Origin of the sequence: Pseudomonas lini, assembly GCF_001042905.1 — a bacterium.
Lineage (GTDB): Bacteria > Pseudomonadota > Gammaproteobacteria > Pseudomonadales > Pseudomonadaceae > Aquipseudomonas > Aquipseudomonas lini.
Map to the genome: position 1 here is coordinate 263,317 of NZ_JYLB01000001.1, position 18,496 is coordinate 281,812.

The window sequence follows — 18,496 nt, forward strand, 5'->3', positions numbered from 1 at the left end:
ATAAAGCTTGGATAAGTGGCTGATGGCCATTTTGTTATTTTTTGCGTAATACATAAACTCGCCACATGGCGTAGAGCGGTATGAAGTCCAGGGATTTCTGAACACGGAAACCGGCCTGTTCAAACTCTGCCTCGACAGTAGTAGCCGGCAACACGAACCGATTTTGGTAACCGTCCTGTTCTCCTTTGTTGCGACGACGCACTTCGGTACGCTTGCGTTTCCAAGCCTTGAAGTTGCCGTCCACCCATAGTGAGATAATTACGCTGTCGCGAGTAACGCGTTGAAACTCACGCAGAATCGCGAGTCTGTGCTCCGGGGCGCCGATGTGGTGCATCAAGCGCATGCAGAATATGTTGTCGACCGCGTTGTCCGGTAAATCGATAGCAAAGGCAGAGGTCTGCAACGGGCGAACCCGTTTCACCACCTCCGCCGGTTGGGCGATGGTTGCGACCTTCAACATCGACTCAGAATTGTCTGCGCCGATGATCACGCGACCAGGCTTTTGCGCCAGTAACGGCCAGAAACGCCCGGCCCCACACGGCAAGTCCAGCACCAAGCCAGGCTCGCCAGCGGCGACCAACGCACTACGCGCCAATTGCTCGTCGCGTTTGTGGGATAAACGGCGGGCCAGATTGTCCTGATGCTTGAGTAAATAACTCTGCGCGTGCTTATCGTCGTACTTTTCGGAAAATTCAAGCTTGATCGGATCGGGCATCAATGGGGCTCCATTTGTTGCGGCAGAAAATTCCAGAGGGTATGAGTTGGGATCCTCATTCTGGTCTGGTGCGGTCATGGCAGTGGCCGGGGTATGCGCGCCTATGGGAGCTTCAGGTCATTCAAAAGAAGCCTTATGACTTCTATCAGGACGGGCGTGGAACCTATTGACGATAAGGCAGGGGACCGCGCAACCGTGGCATGATTTTACGACAGGGATGACGAAGAGCTAGCTGCGTGACTGCATATGACCATGAGCTGAATTGATGGCTGGGCGTCAATATCATCATTGCGTCGCCGGTGAGGTTGAAAGGTCTCATTTCTGGTCTCAATCGCTGCGACGTATGCCAGTTTTACTCAGCTGATAACTTACGAGTATTCATTCTTGACGACCTCAGCTTTGAACGAAAGACGGCTCGGGACGCCGACAGACGAAGTAAGCAAAGAAATTTGACGGATGAAGAGAACAGTTTGGCGGTTGGGGGCGGCACACTGCTTTTCACCTTCGGGGTTTCCGCAGATGGAGCAGGCCCGACTTGCCGGGCGCCAGATCAAAAACTTGTAATAACTGGTGGGGGAGCGTTTGTTGCACCTGGGCCACGAACACTGGTGCGGGTTCAACTGGCTAGTGGTGGACTGGTCCATCTGGCTCAACCCGCATGTGTACTCTATCCACTGCGCCTTGAGCCCCGTCACCTGACAAGATGGCTGTGTTCAATGCGAATTTCAGCGTCAATGTTGCATGCGGTATGACAGCAAGTTGTTCACTTCTTCACGACTAGGCGCGTAAGCCCCTGCATGTGAGCAAGACACCGACGCACAAGCCGCGGAGAACTCCAATCGTGCACGCGGCTCTTGGATGCCTAGAAGCGTCGAGGCGAGCCAGCCGGCCATACTCGAATCTCCGGCACCCACTGTATCCGCGACCTCAACGGCGATCGCGGGCTGTTCAAACTTTAGGTCGGTGTCATACAACACCATGCCTTTCGCTCCACGGGTGAAAAGAATCTGGGCACGAGTATTCATTGTCCGCAATTCTCGAAGGGCCTGTTCTTCGTTCAATCCAGGGTATATCTGACGAAGATCCTCATCCGAGAGCTTGATGATGTCTGCAAGCTCCACCATGGCCGGGAAAGTCAGCTCGCGGTAGCGGGTGTCCATCAGGTTGCGCCAGTTCGGGTCATAGCTGATCAGCTTGTCTTCTTCCTTCACCCTCCTGGCCACCTCAACAAGCCTGTCCCCCAATGGCTGACGGGCAAGGCTGATACAGCTGAAGTGACAGAGTCGAGCGGCATCCAACCAACCTGCCGGGAGTTGGTCCACATCAAAAAGTAGATCGGCCTCGCCCGCAAAGAAATACCGGGGAGGGTGGCTGGAGGGCACGATAGCTACCAGAGGGGCAGCGTCAACTCTCTGGAGGAATCTCATGTCCAGGCCGGCAGCCTTCGATTGCTGTGCGAGCTCATCGCCCAATGAGTCGGTACTGATCGAGCCGGCGAATGCAGTGGGCACGCCGAGGCGGCTCATTGCGCGGGCCACGTTCCAGGGCGCGCCACCTGGATAGCCCTGCCACCGTCCGGGCGAGTGTTGAACCACGTCGGTCAGTGCTTCACCAAACACAACAACGCTCGGCAATTGCATATTCATTCTCTCTTGTATCGGGCTGGGGGCACTATCGTGCGTCACATCGACAGGCGCGGTCTCACCGCACCTGCGTGATCGGTAGCGATGGGTGAAGACTGTCTCGGTTGAAGAGCTTCACGGCAGTAGTACGCCGGTAGTCGCTCGGGGTCTGATGCATTTCATGACGGAAGTGGCGATTGAAATTGGAGACGTTTTCGTAGCCTACCTCGAAGCAGATTTCGGCGACCGAGAGCTGTGTCTGGACGAGTAGTCGACATGCACGCTGGATGCGCAGCTTGCGCATCAGGTCCATGAATCCGTGGCCAGTGATTCGTTTGAAAAAGCGTGAAAAACCGGCCTCGCTCATCCCAACTCGCTCGGCGATGACAGATAGCCGGACGTCAGACGTGAGCTCATTGATCAAGTAGTCGAATGCCTGATTAATTCGCTCCGAGCTGCGCTCGTTCAACGAAGGCGAGTAGCAGGCGCTGGCCAATACCCGAATTTCTCGCTTTGGCGCCCTTGCGAGGGTGCCTATCAATTGCAGGAACATGATCAGGCGCTGAAGCCCCGTCGCCTCGCCGATTCTCTCAAGCAGCAAAGCGGCCTCGACGGCCGTCCCCCCAGTAAACTCGATCCCACGTTGTGCCAGCTCAAATAGCGTTTTCAGCTCTGATAGCTCAGGTAATGAACCTTGGAGGTCGAGCAGGGCAGCACCGTCAAACTGCAGAACCACGTCGCGGCCTACGAGCTGTTCCCCCGGCGCGATATCTCCCATCCAATCATGGGGAAGACCTGGGCCAATCAGTGCGACATGTCCTGCGGTGAAGGGCCCGATGTAATCCCCAGCCAAAAGCTTGCCACTTCCTTGTCGAATCAGGTGGATTTCATATTCCGGATGGTGGTTCCAGCGGGCGAGGGCGTATGGATAGTCGTGCTCGTACCATCGAAAGCTCTGATCGGGTTCAGGAAGGATGACTTCAAGGTCGGCTGGTCGGTGCTCGAACAAAGCAGCGCGGTTATCAGGCATCTCGTGCCCCTTTTTATAGTTATGCGGTGGATCGAATGCGCCAACCATACGCCGAATTCGTCCGGGGCTGCTAGCCCAACTATTGCAGCTTGTTGATACTTTTTTAACCCTCGTGGCTGCCGGTTGTCGCGATCAAAAAAGTATCGATTCGGCGTCCGCGATTCGTTTGAGGGCGGGGCGGGTAGGTGGTCTAATCAATTCGCCCACCACTGCAATGCGGTCTTGTTTTGCTCACAAGTGGTGAACAACAACAATAATAGCTCCGGTCATCTGGCTTGGAGTGGAGAGCCCCATGAAGATTACGAATGCGCTAATTCTTTCTACTGGTCTGTCATACGCCCTTGCCAGCCATGCCGCTGAGACGCTGACCATCGCGACGGTCAACAACGGTGACATGATCCGAATGCAACGGCTATCCAAGGTCTTCGAGCAGCAGCATCCCGACATCAAACTGAACTGGGTCGTGCTCGAAGAGAACGTTCTGCGTCAGCGCCTGACCACTGACATTGCCACTCAAGGTGGTCAGTTCGACGTGTTGACGATTGGCACCTACGAGACCCCGATCTGGGGTGCCAAGAACTGGCTAGAGCCGATGAAGGACCTCCCGGCCGGCTACGACGTCGACGATATCTTTCCTGCCGTGCGTCAGGGCCTTTCCGTTAACGATACGCTCTACGCACTGCCGTTCTACGGCGAAAGCACCATCACGTATTACCGCACCGATCTGTTCAAGGCTGCAGGGCTGACGATGCCGGGGCAGCCGACCTGGTCGCAACTGGGCGAGTTCGCTGCCAAGCTCAATGATCCTTCGAAGGATCAATATGGCATGTGCTTGCGTGGCAAAGCTGGCTGGGGCGAAAACATGGCCTTGCTTACCACGATGGCCAACGCCTTCGGGGCGCGCTGGTTCGATGAGAAATGGCAGCCTGAACTCAATGGTCCTGAGTGGAAGGCAGCCGCGACGTTTTATGTTGATACCCTGAAGAAATACGGCCCTCCGGGAGTATCCAGTAACGGGTTCAACGAAACACTGGCCCTTTTCAACAGTGGAAAATGCGCGATTTGGGTTGATGCAAGCGTGGCTGGATCTTTCACCACCGATAAGGAGCAGAGCCGGGTGGTGGACAGCGTAGGTTTCGCTCCTGCGCCTACTGAGGTTACCGACAAGGGGTCCTCGTGGTTGTATGCCTGGTCATTGGCAATTCCTGCCACCTCCAAGCACAAAGAGGCCGCCAAATCGTTCGTTACCTGGGCCACCTCCAAAGAGTACATCCAGCTAGTTACCGATAAGGATGGCATCACGAACGTGCCACCCGGTACACGCATCTCGACCTACAGTGACGCTTACCTCAAGGCCGCGCCGTTTGCTCAGGTAACGTTGCAAATGATGAAGCACGCTGACCCGTCGCAGCCTTCAGCCAAACCTGTTCCGTACGTGGGCATTCAATACGTGGTGATCCCCGAGTTTCAGTCGATCGGTACATCTGTAGGCAAGCTTTTCTCCGCAGCATTGACAGGACAAATGTCGGTTGAGCAAGCGCTGGCTTCTGCCCAGTCCACAACCGAGCGCGAGATGAAGCGTGCGGGCTATCCCAAAAAATAAATAGCCCCTTACCTCCGCCGGCTTAGCGCCGGCGGTCACAGCCGCACAGGTAAATAATCATGAACACGTCCATTATTCGAGCCCAGCTTGCGGCCTCGGCGCCATCACGCGCACGCCGTTTGATCAATCCAGGATGGTTTCTGGTGTCGCCATCGGTTGCACTTTTGTTGCTCTGGATGATCGTGCCGCTGGCCATGACCGTTTATTTTTCGGTGATCCGGTACAACCTGCTAAATCCAGGGGAAAACGAGTTCGTTGGCCTGGAGAACTTTGCCTATTTCGTGACAGATTCGGGTTTTCTTCCCGGAGCGCTTAACACGTTGATATTGGTGGGCAGCGTGTTGCTGATCAGCGTGATTTTTGGTGTCTTGATTGCAGCCTTGCTTGAGGCAAGCGAGTTCTTTGGACGCGGCATAGTCAGGGTGCTGCTCATTTCGCCGTTTTTTATCATGCCGACCGTGGGTTCGCTGATCTTCAAGAACCTGATCTTCCACCCTGTCTCCGGGATCCTCGCGGCGGTATGGAAGTTCTTCGGGGCACAGCCCGTCGATTGGCTAGCTCATTACCCACTCTTCTCGATCATCGTCATCGTTTCCTGGCAGTGGCTGCCTTTTGCGATCTTGTTGCTGATGACAGCCATGCAGTCGCTCGATCAAGAGCAGAAAGAGGCCGCTCGATTGGATGGGGCGGGTGCCCTGGCCATCTTCTGGCATCTGACCCTGCCACATTTGGCCAGGCCCATCGCGGTGGTGGTGATGATCGAGACGATTTTCCTGCTGTCGGTATTTGCAGAAATCTTCACCACGACAAATGGCGGACCTGGGTTCGCTTCGACCAACCTCGCCTATCTGATCTACAACCAGGCGCTGGTGCAGTTCGATGTGGGCATGGCCTCGGCCGGTGGTCTGATTGCGGTGGTGATCGCCAACATCGCGGCGATTGTGCTGGTGCGCATGATTGGCAAGAACCTGACCGACAAAGCCTGAGGACAACGCCATGATGACGCTTAAACAATCCCGGTCTCTGCAAAGCGTACTGCTCGGCACCTTGGCCTGGGTCACCGCTTTGCTGTTGTTCTTTCCGATCTTTTGGATGGTGCTTACCAGTTTCAAGACCGAGATCGACGCCTTCGCTACGCCGCCACAGTTCATCTTCATGCCTACGCTGGAGAATTACTTGCACATCCAGGAGCGCAGCGACTACTTCCACTTTGCGTGGAACTCGGTGCTGATTTCCTTCTCCGCTACAGCGTTGTGCATGCTGATCGCGGTGCCGGCGGCCTACTCGATGGCGTTCTATGAGACCAAGCGCACTAAGCAGACGCTGCTTTGGATGCTATCGACCAAGATGCTTCCTCCAGTTGGGGTGCTCATGCCTATCTACCTTCTGGCGAAGGGGGCGGGGTTGCTGGACACCCGGATCGCGCTGATCGTGATCTACACCCTGATCAACCTGCCCATCGTGGTGTGGATGATTTACACGTACTTCAAAGACATCCCCCGGGAGATTCTGGAGGCGGCCAGGCTGGACGGCGCGACCCTGGGGCAGGAGATGCTGCGCGTGCTGCTGCCCATCAGCAAGGGTGGGCTGGCGTCGACCATGCTGCTGTCGATGATCCTGTGCTGGAACGAGGCCTTCTGGTCGCTCAACCTGACGAGCTCCAGCGCCGCACCTCTGACCGCGCTGATCGCTTCCTACTCGAGCCCTGAGGGTCTGTTCTGGGCGAAGCTTTCCGCGGTTTCCACATTGGCCTGCGCACCTATCTTGATCTTCGGCTGGATCAGTCAGAAGCAATTGGTTCGTGGGCTGTCTTTTGGCGCCGTCAAATGACGACGTCGAGCATTCAATGATTTCGCGAAGGCTCCAATTTCATACAGGACTTTACGCATGGCTACTTTGAAAATAGAAAATCTCAAGAAAGGTTTCGAGGGACTGTCCATCATCAAGGGCATCGATCTCGAGGTTAAGGACAAGGAATTTGTGGTGTTCGTAGGGCCGTCGGGGTGTGGCAAGTCGACCCTGTTGCGCCTGATTGCAGGTTTGGAAGACGTCACGAGCGGCACGATCGAGCTCGACGGCCGAGACATCACTGAGGTGACTCCTGCCAAACGAGACCTGGCCATGGTATTCCAGACCTATGCTCTGTATCCGCACATGACGGTACGCAAGAATTTGTCATTTGCCTTGGATCTGGCCGGTGAGAAGAAGCCGGATGTGGAAAGGAAGGTCGCCGAGGCCGCAAGGATTCTCGAACTTGGTTCTCTGCTCGACCGCAAGCCTAAGCAGTTGTCAGGTGGTCAGCGCCAACGAGTCGCTATTGGGCGTGCGATTGTCCGAAACCCGAAAATTTTCCTTTTCGATGAGCCACTGTCGAACCTTGATGCTGCGCTGCGTGTACAGACGCGCTTGGAGCTGTCCCGACTGCATAAGGAGCTGCAGGCGACCATGATCTACGTGACCCATGACCAGGTCGAAGCCATGACGCTCGCCACCAAGGTCGTTGTGCTTAACGCTGGGCGGATCGAGCAGATTGGTTCGCCGCTCGAGCTCTACCATCACCCTGCCAACCTGTTCGTTGCCGGCTTCCTTGGGACACCAAAAATGGGATTCTTGCAGGCGACTGTGCATGCCGTGCATGCATCGGGGGTGGAGGTTAGATTCGCCTCTGGAACCACTTTGCTCATTCCACGCGACAGCAGTGCGTTGTCGGTCGGGCAATCCGTGACGATCGGGATACGGCCGGAGCATTTGACCCTGGGCGCTGAAGGCCAAGTGCCGGTCACGACGGATGTCACCGAGCGCCTGGGCAGCGATACCTTCTGCCACGTGAATGTCGATTCAGGAGAAAGCCTGACGGTACGTGTCCAGGGGGATTGCGAAGTGCCGTACGCCGCCCGGCGTTATCTCACCCTCGATGTCGCTCATTGCCATCTATTTGATGAGAGCGGTCTTTCGGTAAGCCCTGCGGCATCACGCGCGGCCTGACTTCCATCACGCGCGCTCTTTCGATGAAGCGCGCCACGAACCACAAAGGTAGATTCAATGAAACGTCTCGAAGGTAAAAGCGCTTTGATCACTGGTTCCGCGCGCGGTATTGGACGCTCGTTTGCCCAGGCCTATATCGGTGAAGGCGCTACGGTCGCTATCGCCGACATCAATTTGGAAAGAGCTCAAGCGACGGCCTCCGAGCTTGGGCCGCAAGCTTACGCGGTGGAGATGGACGTTACCCGCCAGGCTTCCATTGATGCAGCGATCGCCGAGGTCGTTGCCCACGCAGGAAAGCTGGACATCCTTGTGAACAATGCGGCGTTGTTCGATCTTGCACCGATCACCGAGATCACTCGGGAAAGCTATGACAAGCTTTTTGCAATCAATGTCAGCGGGACGCTGTTCACGCTTCAGGCAGCGGCGAAGCAGATGATCAGTCAGGGGCATGGCGGTAAGATCATCAACATGGCCAGCCAGGCGGGTCGCCGCGGTGAGGCGTTGGTAGGCGTCTACTGCGCCACCAAGGCGGCCGTCATCAGCCTTACACAGTCTGCTGGCCTTAACCTCATCAAGCACAAAATCAATGTCAATGCGATTGCCCCGGGGGTTGTCGATGGCGAACACTGGGACGGTGTCGACGCGCTCTTTGCCAAACACGAGAACCGACCCCTGGGTGAGAAGAAGCGGCTCGTCGGTCTTGAGGTTCCGTATGGAAGAATGGGGACGGCAGAGGATCTGGTAGGAATGGCTATTTTCCTGGCAGGCTCGGAGAGCGATTACATCGTCGCACAAACGTACAACGTTGATGGCGGGAACTGGATGAGCTGAGTGCAGAAGGGTGTTCGGGTGACAGGAGAGCGGCACATTTTTCGATCACCCGGCGGTTCGATTCAGCTTCCTCGCGATCACGCTGCCCGACTCATGAGAGCCCGGCAGTGTGATCCACCGGCCGATTATTGAGGTGGGTGCTAGCAGCAAGGTTTCTTGCTTATCTGCGCGGCCACCTGTGCTCTGCGCTACAGGCCGAGGAGGCGGCGCAGTTCCGGTGCGGTCAGATGGGCGCGGAAACCCGGCCTGCCGGGCTGGAACGAGGCGGAGGCTGCCAGGTTGCCCACGACGACTGGATCGCAACCAGCATCGCGTACCAGGTCGGCGGCGACCCGCAAGGCCTCGGCGTCATCTCCGGCGATGGGCATGCCAATGCGCCCGCCCGCTCGTGAGGCAGACGTTGCCACCACGGTGGCATCGACGGCACTGAATGCGCGTACCAGTCGCGCGCCGGTCATGTACTTCGCGACGGTTTGAGCAACGCCCAGGTTGTGCGCTTCGCGGTATACATCGCTGCTGCTTGTGCCCCAAGGATTGGTGGAGTCCAGAACGATCTTGCCACGGTAGGCACTGTGCAGGTCTCGCCCGACCTGGGGCAGCGCTTCAAACGGAATAGCCAACAGAAGCACGGTGCCGAATTCCGCTGCCACCATCGGCAGGCCGGCCGAAGCGCGTGGCCCTAACGCCTCAACCATGTCTTGCAATTGCTCTGGATGGCGGGAAGAGAACATGACCTCATGTCCAGCCTCGACCCACAGCCGACCTACCGTGCCGCCCAGCGATCCGCTACCGATCACGCCGATGCGTGTTGGCGCGACCGCAAAGGCGCGACTCGCGGGGATGAGCCAAGGCAGAGCGGCCAATACGCCAAGGGATTTCACTATGGAGCGGCGGGTAGACTTCATGTCCTGTCCTCAATCAATGATGGTGAGACCGTAGCATCGCGCTGTTCCTGCTTCAGGTGGGTTCGTCCCAACCAGACACTCAAGCCCAGCCAGATAGCTGAGAGGGGGACCGAGATCATGGGAATCTGCGCCAGGGTCAGGCCAACGCCCATCAGGCTTGCGTATCCCCAACTGGCGATTTGGTCACCGCCACGATAAACGACCGTGTCGATGAAGTTCTTGGCTTTGTAGCGATCTTCACGTGTGCTGGAGGTAAACAGGATTTCCCTGGCGGGTCTGGCCAGTGCGAAGTTCGCTACCCGGCGGGCGACCTGCGCGGCCACGATGACTGCGACGCTAGGGCTGGCGGCCAAGGCAGCGAAGCCGAACAGGCTGACCAGCGGCAGGACACACAGCGTTGCCACGATGCCCGCGGTGGCGATCATCCTGCCGGTGATGAACAGCTGGAATACCAGTGTGATCGCATTGACGATCAGGTCGATATTGGCAAAGAACGCCGTGCGGGCCGCACGATCAGGGAACGAGGACTCGGCGATGCTGGCCTGCTGAAAATACAAGAAAGTCGACGTGACCGAGTACAGCAGAATGAATAGTGCCAACCCGACCAAGTAGGGCGAGCGCAACGTGTGGACCATGCCGGTAAAGATGCCGCCACCCAAGGGCTGGTCCGGGTTTTCTTTGAGCGTGGTGTGGCTGAACATCGGAGCAAGGCGAGATAAACGGCGTGATGCAAGTACCGCCACTTCCAGAAACAGGATGGCAATCACCATCAGCCAGGAGCGGTCCAACTGTTGGATCAGGCTGGAAGTGATAGCCGAGCCCAAGAGGCCGCCAATCGTTGCTCCTGCCGCGAGTAGCCCGAACAGCCGTTTGCCCTGCTCGCTGTCGAAGATATCCACCATGAAGGACCAGAACACCGAGACGACGAACAGGTTAAACACCGAGACCCAGATGAAAAAGGCACGTCCCAGCCACACCTGCCACTGTGGATCGGCGAGATGCAGCAGCAGTGCAAACAACATCAGGTTGGCAGCGAAGAAGCGATAGGCCACGACGATGAACTGCTTGCGTGGCAGTTTGCGCACGGCCAGCGCGAACAGCGGGCTGGCTACCAGCATCGCCAACAACGTACCAGTGAATAGCCAGGGCAAGTTCTGGACCCCGCCGGCCACACCGAGTTCGTCGCGGATCGGTCGCAACAGGTAATACGCCAGAAATAGCGCGGTGACGTAGAGCATCGACCACAGGACTGCGGGTGCTTCTTCGGGGCGCACCTTGGCCTGGCGCTGCAACAGCGATAAGGGAGATTGCACGACTTACTCCTCCCTGGCTCCAGCCGCGAGCTGAGGCGGAGTCTTCGCTGCGTCGTCTTCCCACCATGCCGTGAACGACTGCGCACGGCCGTCAAGGTAGACCGTGCGGCCGATTTCGGGCGTCCACAGCGCGAAGGTTTGCCCCTGACTGGCGACTTGCATGCGCTTGAACGGATCATCCCAATCGTGAGGGGCGATGGAGAAGCGGCCCACATGCGTCTGCATCAGCACTCGGGCGCGCAGGTCCTTGGCTGCCTGCGCGGCCTGTTCCGGATTCATGTGGACGTTCGCCCAGCGCGGATCGTACTGACCGGCATCAATGGCGACATAGTCGAACGGACCCAGCCGCTGGCCGATCTCGGCAAAGTGCGGGCCATAACCCGAGTCGCCACTGAAAAACAACCGCTGCTCAGGAGACAAAAGTGCAAAGCCGACCCACAGCGACTGATCGCGGGTAAAGGTGCGTCCAGAGTAGTGTCGAGCTGTGGTGACGTGGACTCTGACGTTCGGTGTTAGCGCGATGACTTCGTTCCAGTCGGCTTCACGTACGACTCCCATGTCGTAGCCCCAGCGCTCGAAATGCGCGCCTACACCCAACCCCACGATAACCTTTCTGACTTTGGGCTGAAGCGCCTGAACGGTTGGATAGTCCAAGTGATCGTAATGATCGTGGCTGATCAACAAAGCGTCGATCTCGGGTATGTCATCGGCCGTGTAGAGGCTGGTGCCCTCGAATGCCTTGTTCACTTCGGGGATCGGCGCGGCGTAAGTGCTGAACACCGGATCGATCAGGATGCGTTGTCCGCCCAGTTGCACGAAGTAGGAGGAATGGCCCAGCCAAACGACTATATCCTGTGTAGGGTCGAGTGCTTTGAGGTCGGTCTTGACGGCGGGAATCGGGCTTGGCGGTCGAGGCTGCCCCTCTTGCCCGAAAAGGGTCTGCATCCACATCGATATCTCGGATTGGTCCGTGGTCTTCATGGGCGTGTCGATCTGGTTGCGGAACACTCCGTCGGCATGATTGGGCGAATGTTCGATGCGCGTCAGCCGCTCGCCGCTGGGCAGGTCGCCGAAGACCGGCTGCTGTAAATAGGCGAAGGCGCCAACGATGCCTAGCAGAGCGATACCGACAACGGCCATGAGAAAACGACCCCAGAATAATTTCATGCAGTAGTTACCGTGGAGGTGGTCACGACAGGTTCGTGCCGCTGGCGCGCGTGAGTTCAGCCAGCAGCAAGTCTTGGAATCGGGAGTCTTGGACCGCGGAATGCGGCTGTTCGCGTCGCTGATGGTGCCAATAGCCGCCGCTGGTGAGTGCCTCAGGGTCATTGCTGGTGGCAAGCCATTCCTGGGTCAGGTGTCCCAGGCGCAGGTCGTCAGGTGCGTTGGGACCTCCCATCTTCGTTGGGACCCAGCCCGGATCGACCGCATTACTGAGGACGTCGGGGTACAACCGCGCAACGGCTGCTGCGAGTGCGGTTACAAAGAGTTTGCTGTCCGAATAGCTGCCTGTGGGGGTGCTGCCCGACCAGTCCAATCCCGTCAGGCTGGCTCGTCCCCCCCTATGCATGCTGCTGCTCAGGTAGATCAGACGCTTGGGGCGCTGAATCAGGGCCGTGAGCATATAGGGGGCGACGACGTTGACGACTAGCAGTTGCGCCCCGCTGAGGATGCCAGCGTTGTGAACAATGGCATCCATCGCGCCGATGGCATTGACCTGGCGGGCAAGGTCGCGAACCTGTTCAAGATCGCCCAAGTCGCCGACTGTCGCGATGGCGCCCTGGTCCACCAGTTCTTGCACGGCAGACAACCGGGCAGGGGAGCGCACATGCACGACAACCTCGTGGCCTTGGGCAAGCAGGGTCTTGGCGGTGGCATGGCCCAGTCCATCGGCCGAGCCGGTAATGAATACGCGGGCTTTGCCGCTTGCATTGTTGTCCCGTTGTGCGTTGGACGCGGGAGCCTCCCTTCGGGAATTGGTTGGGGCCTCTGCCCAGGATGCCGTTGCTTCCAGAAGTGAGCCTGCGATCAACGCCGAACCCAGTCCGGCGCCTCTGATGAGAAAGTCTCTACGATCCATGCACGTCCCCTCGGGTCGCTTCGCGCCTCTCATCCCAAGCGCCATGGCGATCGCTCGCGCTGAATATAACGAAGGGTTGGTTAAAAAGAGGTTGTTAATGTAACCGGCCCCCTTCGGCGCCACTAGCTAATCAGTCCTTAAAGGGGCTATAAGGCCTGCTAATTAATGATTTATGAGAGACTTGGGCGATGGTCAGACGTAACCTCAATGATCTCTTATCGTTCGTAACGATTGCCCGTGAAGGCAGCTTCACGCGGGCAGCTTCCGTACTGGGCGTGACTCAATCTGCCCTCAGCCAGGCAATGAGCGGGTTAGAGGCCAGGCTGGAGATTCGCTTGCTTACACGAACCACCCGTAGCGTATCGCCTACGGCAGCGGGCGAGCGTTTACTAAAAGCCATTGGTCATCGCTTTGACGAAATCGAGGCAGAACTCGACGAACTGACCGAGATGCGCGATAAACCCGCCGGCACCGTGCGCATCACCTGTGGTGAGCACATTCTTCGAGCACATTTGCTTCCCAAGCTCACGCCGCTTTTGCTCGATTATCCGGATATCAAGATAGAGTTCGATATCAATTATGGTTTTCGAGACATCGTCGCCGACCGTTTCGATGCAGGCGTGCGTATGGGCGATACCATCGACAAGGATATGGTTGCGGTACCCATCGGTCCTCAACTGCGCATGGCCGCTGCGGCCTCCCCGATGTATTTCGAAAGGCATCCAACGCCCAAAAATCCACGGGACCTGCTAAAGCACAGTTGTATCAATCAGCGTATGCAAACAGCAGGGGGGCTATACGTTTGGGAGTTTGAGCGTCGTGGCCAACCGTTAAACGTACGAGTGGATGGCCAGCTCGTTTTCAACACCTCTCCCAGCATGGTGGATGCAGCCTTGGCCGGCCTGGGCATCGCCTATCTTCCTGAAGAAGAATTCGCACCGCATCTGGAAAATGGCCGCCTGGTTCGTGTGCTGGAAGATTGGTGTGCTCCCTTCCCGGGGTACCATTTGTATTACCCAAGTCGCAGACAGCCATCGCGGGCCTTCACGCTGGTTATGAATGCACTGCGTGTGTAAGGACGATTGATAAATCTCATTCATGACTTCAATCGCTGCAAGGTATTTCAGTTTTTCTGTCAGCTGATACCTTCTGGCGGGAAAGCAATTTGGCTGTCAGATCAATTCGGGTCGGGGGTAGGGCGTGCCCCGCAGCCCATCGGAGCAAAGTGGAGCAACTATGAAAATACGCATCGATGTTTCAGGCGGTCCGGTTACGGCAACGCTCGACAACAACGATTCCTCCATAGATTTCGTTAAACAGCTGCCGATGAAACTGACACTGGACGACTACGCCTCGACCGAGAAGATCAGCGTCCTGCCCAAGCCATTATCGACACAGGGCGCGCCAGCTGGCTTCACGCCTTCGGTGGGTGTTATTGCCTTCTATGCGCCTTGGGGAAATCTCGCCATTTTTCATAAAGGCTTCAAGTATTCGAGCGGCCTTATCAAACTCGGCAAGATTGATTCCGGCCTGGAAGTACTCGCGCGCCCTGGGTCCCTTGAAGTGACGATCACCTTGGTCGATGAGTGATACCCCAAAACAGTCAGAACCACGCCGGCAAAAACTGTCTGTGGCGTAGGGGGCGGGTGAGGTCCTTTCGTTCATACGTTTCACACCAATGGCAGAGAACTCATGCAGCTGACTCGTGCCAACTTTGGCGATTTTATCTACTTTTTAGCCGTTGCCCGCCATTCCAGCTTCAGTCGTGCGGGTGTTGAAGTAGGGATAAGTGCATCTGCGCTGAGCCATGCGATCAAGGGGCTGGAGGCGAGATTGGGGGTTCGTTTGCTCAATCGCACGACCCGCAGCGTCACCCTGACGGCAGCCGGTGAGGAGCTGCTGGCATTGATAAGCGAACCTGTCGACAAAATCGACCAGGCCATTGAACTGTTGAATAAGTTCCGTGATGAGCCCACGGGTCGTATACGGCTGAATGTTTTCAGTGACGCGGCGCTCCTTTTGTTGGCACCCGTTTTATCGACATTTGCTCATCGTTATCCCGATATCGAAGTGGAAGTCTCAACCACCAACAGTATGGTGGACATTGTTGAAGGAGGCTTCGACGCTGGGATCAGGTATGGCGCTACCGTACCTGAAGGCATGATTGCCCAAAGCCTTTCTCCCCCTGTTCGATGGGTCGTGGTAGGAACCCCCGATTACCTCGACCGATGTGGCATGCCGTTGCACCCAGAGGATTTGAAACAGCACAGTTGTTTAAGGTTTCGGCTAGGCAACGGCCGGATGTACAACTGGGAGTTTGAGAGAGAGGGTGAAAAATTAGAGATCCCAGTGTCCGGTAATGTCGTGCTGGATGAGACGCGGATGATGCTCGCCATGGTCACCCAGGGCGCCGGGCTGACTTATTGTGCCGAACCCATTGTCGCGCCGCTTATAGCAGAAGGAACGTTACAAGTGGTTTTGGAGGATTGGGTCAGTGTCGGTCCAGGCTTCCATATCTATTACTCAAGCTACCGGCAGGTGCCGATCACGCTACGTTTGCTGATCGACTTGATCAGAGAGTTGCGCCCGCTTGGATAGTTGGCGATCGACAGCGACTTCGCCGGATTCGCTTTGGGAGAGATATCTGATATGTCCAGTTTGAACGCATTGCTCGATGCCATCCAGGCCGAGCAGAACGAGGGTCGAGAGTCTGTACTCGCCACCGTTGTGAAAGTCGAGGGTTCGGCGTATCGCCGTCCGGGGGCGCGCATGCTCGTTTCACAATATGGACGTCCGGAGGGCACTATCAGTGGTGGCTGTCTGGAGGCTGATGTGGTGCGAAAGGCTTGGTGGCTAAGTGAGTCGGGCCCTGTGATTCGTAGCTACAGCACGGCCGAGGCCACAGACGAAGAGGGCGGTGAAGAGTCCCTTGGTTTTGGGCTGGGCTGCAACGGCAAGGTGTATGTGTTGTTTGAGCGAATACCAGCTGCAAAGCAATGCGCTGTGCTTGATGCGTTACGCAAAGTAAGAAACAACCAGAGACCCGTGGCGATCGCAACGGTAATAGCAGGCTCACGCAATAGCCGTGCAGATGTTGGAGACCGTGTGTTCCTGGAATCTGGCGCAGCGCCCTTCGGGGGACTCTACCATCCTGCACTGAACGAGCGAATTACCGCTGATCTGCGTCTCACATTGGACCAGCAAAAATCTACGCGGCAACGCTATACCGAAGGCTACGCAGAGGTAGAGGTTTTTCTAGAATACGTCGCGCCACCACCGCGTCTGATGATCTTTGGGGCGGGCCATGATGCGCAGCCGTTGGTACGGATCGCAAAAATCTTGGGGTGGCATGTCACCGTTGTTGATAGTCGCCCACATTTTGCCCGTCCGGAACGTTTTCCCGAAGCGGATCGGGTGTTGAGCGCCGATATAGGCGGGCCTTTCGAATTTCGAAAGTTCGTGGAGGGGGCGTGTGTGGCGGTGATGTCCCATAGCCTGAGCCAGGATGCGCATTGGTTGAAAGGCGCGTTACAAGGTAATCCCCGTTACATCGGTCAGCTCGGGCCGCGTGATCGGACCGAGCGTCTGCTTGATGAAATAACGCGACAGACAAACAGCCTGCCTGCGCTGGACCGATTGCACTATCCAATGGGTTTGGATTTGGGTGGAGACACCCCGGAAAGTGTGGCGATGGCGGTGCTTGGGGAGATGCAGGCCGTCCTGAATGGGCGAGCGGGTGGAAGTTTGAAGTTGCGGACGTCAACGATCCACGAAACTTGTCAGCTTGAGCCCAGATTTTCCCGTGAGTTATCCATGGCAGAGTCGTAGAGGACTTGAGTTGGAAGGTCCTGCAGGATATGAGCCTCGCCGATGCGCTGCACGCATTAGAGGCCAAAGCTGATAAAAACTCACTAATCGAAATACTGTCCTCCGTTAATCACTGGATATAGAGCGTTGTGAGTAATATGCAAAATTCTGAAACCATTTTATTGCTGAATATCACTCATTGGTGATTTCAGTAAAGTCGGGCTAATCCTCAGGCCCCTCGATTGTTAGCATGCCTACATAACAATCCAATGCGCAGCGCATTGGCTCGTCGGGTTTTATTTGACCCGGTCAATAAGCTTGATCTTCGCACCGCGCCTCTTGCGCGTACTTGCCGAACTCTTTCTCCCCATTGCCGTCAGCAGCTGTTTCAGCCTGTGCTGCGGCAGTTTGCAAACTCATGCGCGCATTTTTCAGCGCGATGTTCGAGGAATTTATGCCATTCAAGCCCGTCTTTCCTGCTTTGGTGACCGCCATTGCTTTTGCCACGATGCTCAGTGGATGCAACAAGGAGCAGGTTGCTGCTACCCCGGCGCAAGCCCCTCAAGTCAGTGTGGTGACCCTGAAACCTCAGGCTGTGACCTTGTTTAACGACCTGCCCGGGCGTACCAGTGCCTACCGACTTGCTGAGGTTCGGCCGCAGGTGGATGGCATCGTCCTGAAACGCTTGTTCAAGGAAGGCGCAGATATCAAGGCTGGTCAGCAGCTTTATCAGATCGATCCATCAACTTACGAGGTGACGCTCGCCAGTGCGCAGGCCAGTTTGGAGCAATCTCGCTCGCTGACCACCCGGTATCGGCAACTGATCGATGAGCAGGCGGTGAGCAAGCAGGAGTATGACACTGCTCGATCTCAGCAGATGCAGGCAGAGGCACAAGTCAAGGGCGCCCAGATCAATCTGAGATATACCAAAATGTTCGCGCCCATCAGCGGGCGAATTGGACGTTCGGCTGTGACCGAAGGTGCGCTAGTTTCTAATGGCCAAGCAGCCGCCCTTGCGATTATCCAGCAACTCGACCCCATTTATGTCGATGTCACTCAGCCTTATGGCGAGGTGCTCAAACTGCGTCGGGCTCTTGAAAGCGGGCAGTTGCAGAAAACTGCTGATAAGGCTGCGAAAGTTAGCCTGACACTTCAGGACGGTAGCCAGTACCCGCTGCAGGGTTCGCTGGAGTTTTCAGAAGTCTCGGTCGACGAAGCAACCGGCTCGGTCACCCTGCGCGCCGTGTTCCCCAACCCTGATCACTTGCTGCTGCCCGGGATTTTTGTGCATGCGCGGTTGCAGGAGGGGGTCGCCGAGCAGGCCATTCTTGCTCCACAGATTGGTGTGACCCGGGATCTCAAGGGCACCCCGACCGCCATGGTCGTTACCGCCGATAACAAAGTCGAGCAACGCCAGCTCAAGGTTGGCCGCACCGTCGGTGCGAATGTGCTGGTGGAAAGCGGTTTGAGCGCCGGAGACAAAATCATCGTCGAAGGGCTTCAGTTCATTAAGCCGGGGAGCTCCGTGGTCGCTCAGGAAGCGATGACAGATGAGGCGAACAGAGCCCCTGTAGCGCTAAACACCAGCGCTAAGGCGGAGTAGAC

17 protein-coding genes are annotated in these 18,496 nt (G+C 56.8%); 10 read left to right on the top strand and 7 right to left on the bottom strand.

Annotated elements, in window-relative coordinates; translation table 11 throughout:
- Positions 1-34: 34 nt before the first annotated feature.
- The 3 genes from TU81_RS01330 to TU81_RS01340 form a co-directional block, all read right to left on the bottom strand.
- A complete protein-coding gene (locus tag TU81_RS01330) occupies positions 35-715 on the bottom strand; it encodes a class I SAM-dependent methyltransferase (RefSeq protein WP_048392867.1) in 681 nt (226 codons plus the stop codon).
- A 731-nt stretch (positions 716-1,446) separates the two neighbouring features.
- Positions 1,447-2,355, bottom strand: a complete 909-nt coding sequence (locus TU81_RS01335) for a carbohydrate kinase family protein (protein WP_048392869.1) — start codon at positions 2,353-2,355, stop codon at positions 1,447-1,449.
- A gap of 61 nt (positions 2,356-2,416) precedes the next feature.
- Entirely contained in the window at positions 2,417-3,367 is a 951-nt protein-coding gene (locus TU81_RS01340; protein ID WP_013692783.1) for an AraC family transcriptional regulator, read from the bottom strand.
- Positions 3,368-3,659: 292 nt separating this feature from the next.
- Between TU81_RS01340 and TU81_RS01345 the strand changes: the two genes are divergently transcribed.
- From TU81_RS01345 to TU81_RS01365, 5 genes are read left to right on the top strand one after another with little or no spacing between them, the layout of a single operon-like run.
- Positions 3,660-4,970, top strand: a complete 1,311-nt coding sequence (locus TU81_RS01345) for an ABC transporter substrate-binding protein (protein WP_048392871.1) — start codon at positions 3,660-3,662, stop codon at positions 4,968-4,970.
- 59 nt (positions 4,971-5,029) lie between these two features.
- Positions 5,030-5,956 carry a carbohydrate ABC transporter permease gene (locus tag TU81_RS01350; protein ID WP_013692785.1) on the top strand — a complete coding sequence of 309 codons (927 nt, stop codon included), beginning with the start codon at positions 5,030-5,032 and terminating at the stop codon, positions 5,954-5,956.
- Positions 5,957-5,966: 10 nt separating this feature from the next.
- Entirely contained in the window at positions 5,967-6,800 is an 834-nt protein-coding gene (locus tag TU81_RS01355; protein WP_013692786.1) for a carbohydrate ABC transporter permease, read from the top strand.
- A gap of 57 nt (positions 6,801-6,857) precedes the next feature.
- The gene (locus TU81_RS01360; protein WP_013692787.1) at positions 6,858-7,955 is read left to right on the top strand and encodes an ABC transporter ATP-binding protein; all 1,098 of its coding nucleotides are present in this window, start codon (positions 6,858-6,860) and stop codon (positions 7,953-7,955) included.
- Positions 7,956-8,012: 57 nt separating this feature from the next.
- The gene (locus TU81_RS01365; protein WP_013692788.1) at positions 8,013-8,786 is read left to right on the top strand and encodes an L-iditol 2-dehydrogenase; all 774 of its coding nucleotides are present in this window, start codon (positions 8,013-8,015) and stop codon (positions 8,784-8,786) included.
- A gap of 188 nt (positions 8,787-8,974) precedes the next feature.
- Here TU81_RS01365 and TU81_RS01370 read toward each other — a convergent pair whose 3' ends face one another.
- The 4 genes from TU81_RS01370 to TU81_RS01385 are packed head-to-tail and all read right to left on the bottom strand — an operon-like array spanning position 8,975 to position 13,084.
- On the bottom strand, positions 8,975-9,691 hold the full coding sequence (locus tag TU81_RS01370; protein ID WP_048392878.1) for an NADPH-dependent F420 reductase: 717 nt from the start codon (positions 9,689-9,691) through the stop codon (positions 8,975-8,977).
- Entirely contained in the window at positions 9,688-11,004 is a 1,317-nt protein-coding gene (locus tag TU81_RS01375) for an NTP/NDP exchange transporter (RefSeq protein ID WP_048392880.1), read from the bottom strand. Before TU81_RS01375 ends, TU81_RS01370 begins: the two co-directional genes overlap by 4 nt.
- 3 nt (positions 11,005-11,007) lie before the next feature.
- Positions 11,008-12,171 (bottom strand): MBL fold metallo-hydrolase, encoded by a 1,164-nt coding sequence (locus tag TU81_RS01380; protein WP_048392881.1) that lies wholly within the window; start codon positions 12,169-12,171, stop codon positions 11,008-11,010.
- A gap of 22 nt (positions 12,172-12,193) precedes the next feature.
- Entirely contained in the window at positions 12,194-13,084 is an 891-nt protein-coding gene (locus TU81_RS01385) for an SDR family NAD(P)-dependent oxidoreductase (RefSeq protein ID WP_088500320.1), read from the bottom strand.
- Positions 13,085-13,272: 188 nt separating this feature from the next.
- Here TU81_RS01385 and TU81_RS01390 point away from each other — a divergent pair, with 188 nt between their 5' ends.
- From TU81_RS01390 to TU81_RS01410, 5 genes are all read left to right on the top strand, one after another.
- The gene (locus TU81_RS01390) at positions 13,273-14,160 is read left to right on the top strand and encodes a LysR family transcriptional regulator (protein ID WP_048392883.1); all 888 of its coding nucleotides are present in this window, start codon (positions 13,273-13,275) and stop codon (positions 14,158-14,160) included.
- Positions 14,161-14,320: 160 nt separating this feature from the next.
- Entirely contained in the window at positions 14,321-14,674 is a 354-nt protein-coding gene (locus TU81_RS01395; RefSeq protein ID WP_048392885.1) for a cyclophilin-like fold protein, read from the top strand.
- 102 nt (positions 14,675-14,776) lie between these two features.
- Complete coding sequence (locus TU81_RS01400; RefSeq protein ID WP_048392886.1) at positions 14,777-15,682, top strand: LysR family transcriptional regulator; 906 nt, start codon at positions 14,777-14,779, stop codon at positions 15,680-15,682.
- Positions 15,683-15,733: 51 nt separating this feature from the next.
- A complete protein-coding gene (locus TU81_RS01405; protein WP_048393592.1) occupies positions 15,734-16,912 on the top strand; it encodes an XdhC family protein in 1,179 nt (392 codons plus the stop codon).
- Positions 16,913-17,345: 433 nt separating this feature from the next.
- Positions 17,346-18,494, top strand: a complete 1,149-nt coding sequence (locus TU81_RS01410; protein ID WP_048393594.1) for an efflux RND transporter periplasmic adaptor subunit — start codon at positions 17,346-17,348, stop codon at positions 18,492-18,494.
- The last annotated feature ends 2 nt before the right edge of the window (positions 18,495-18,496 follow it).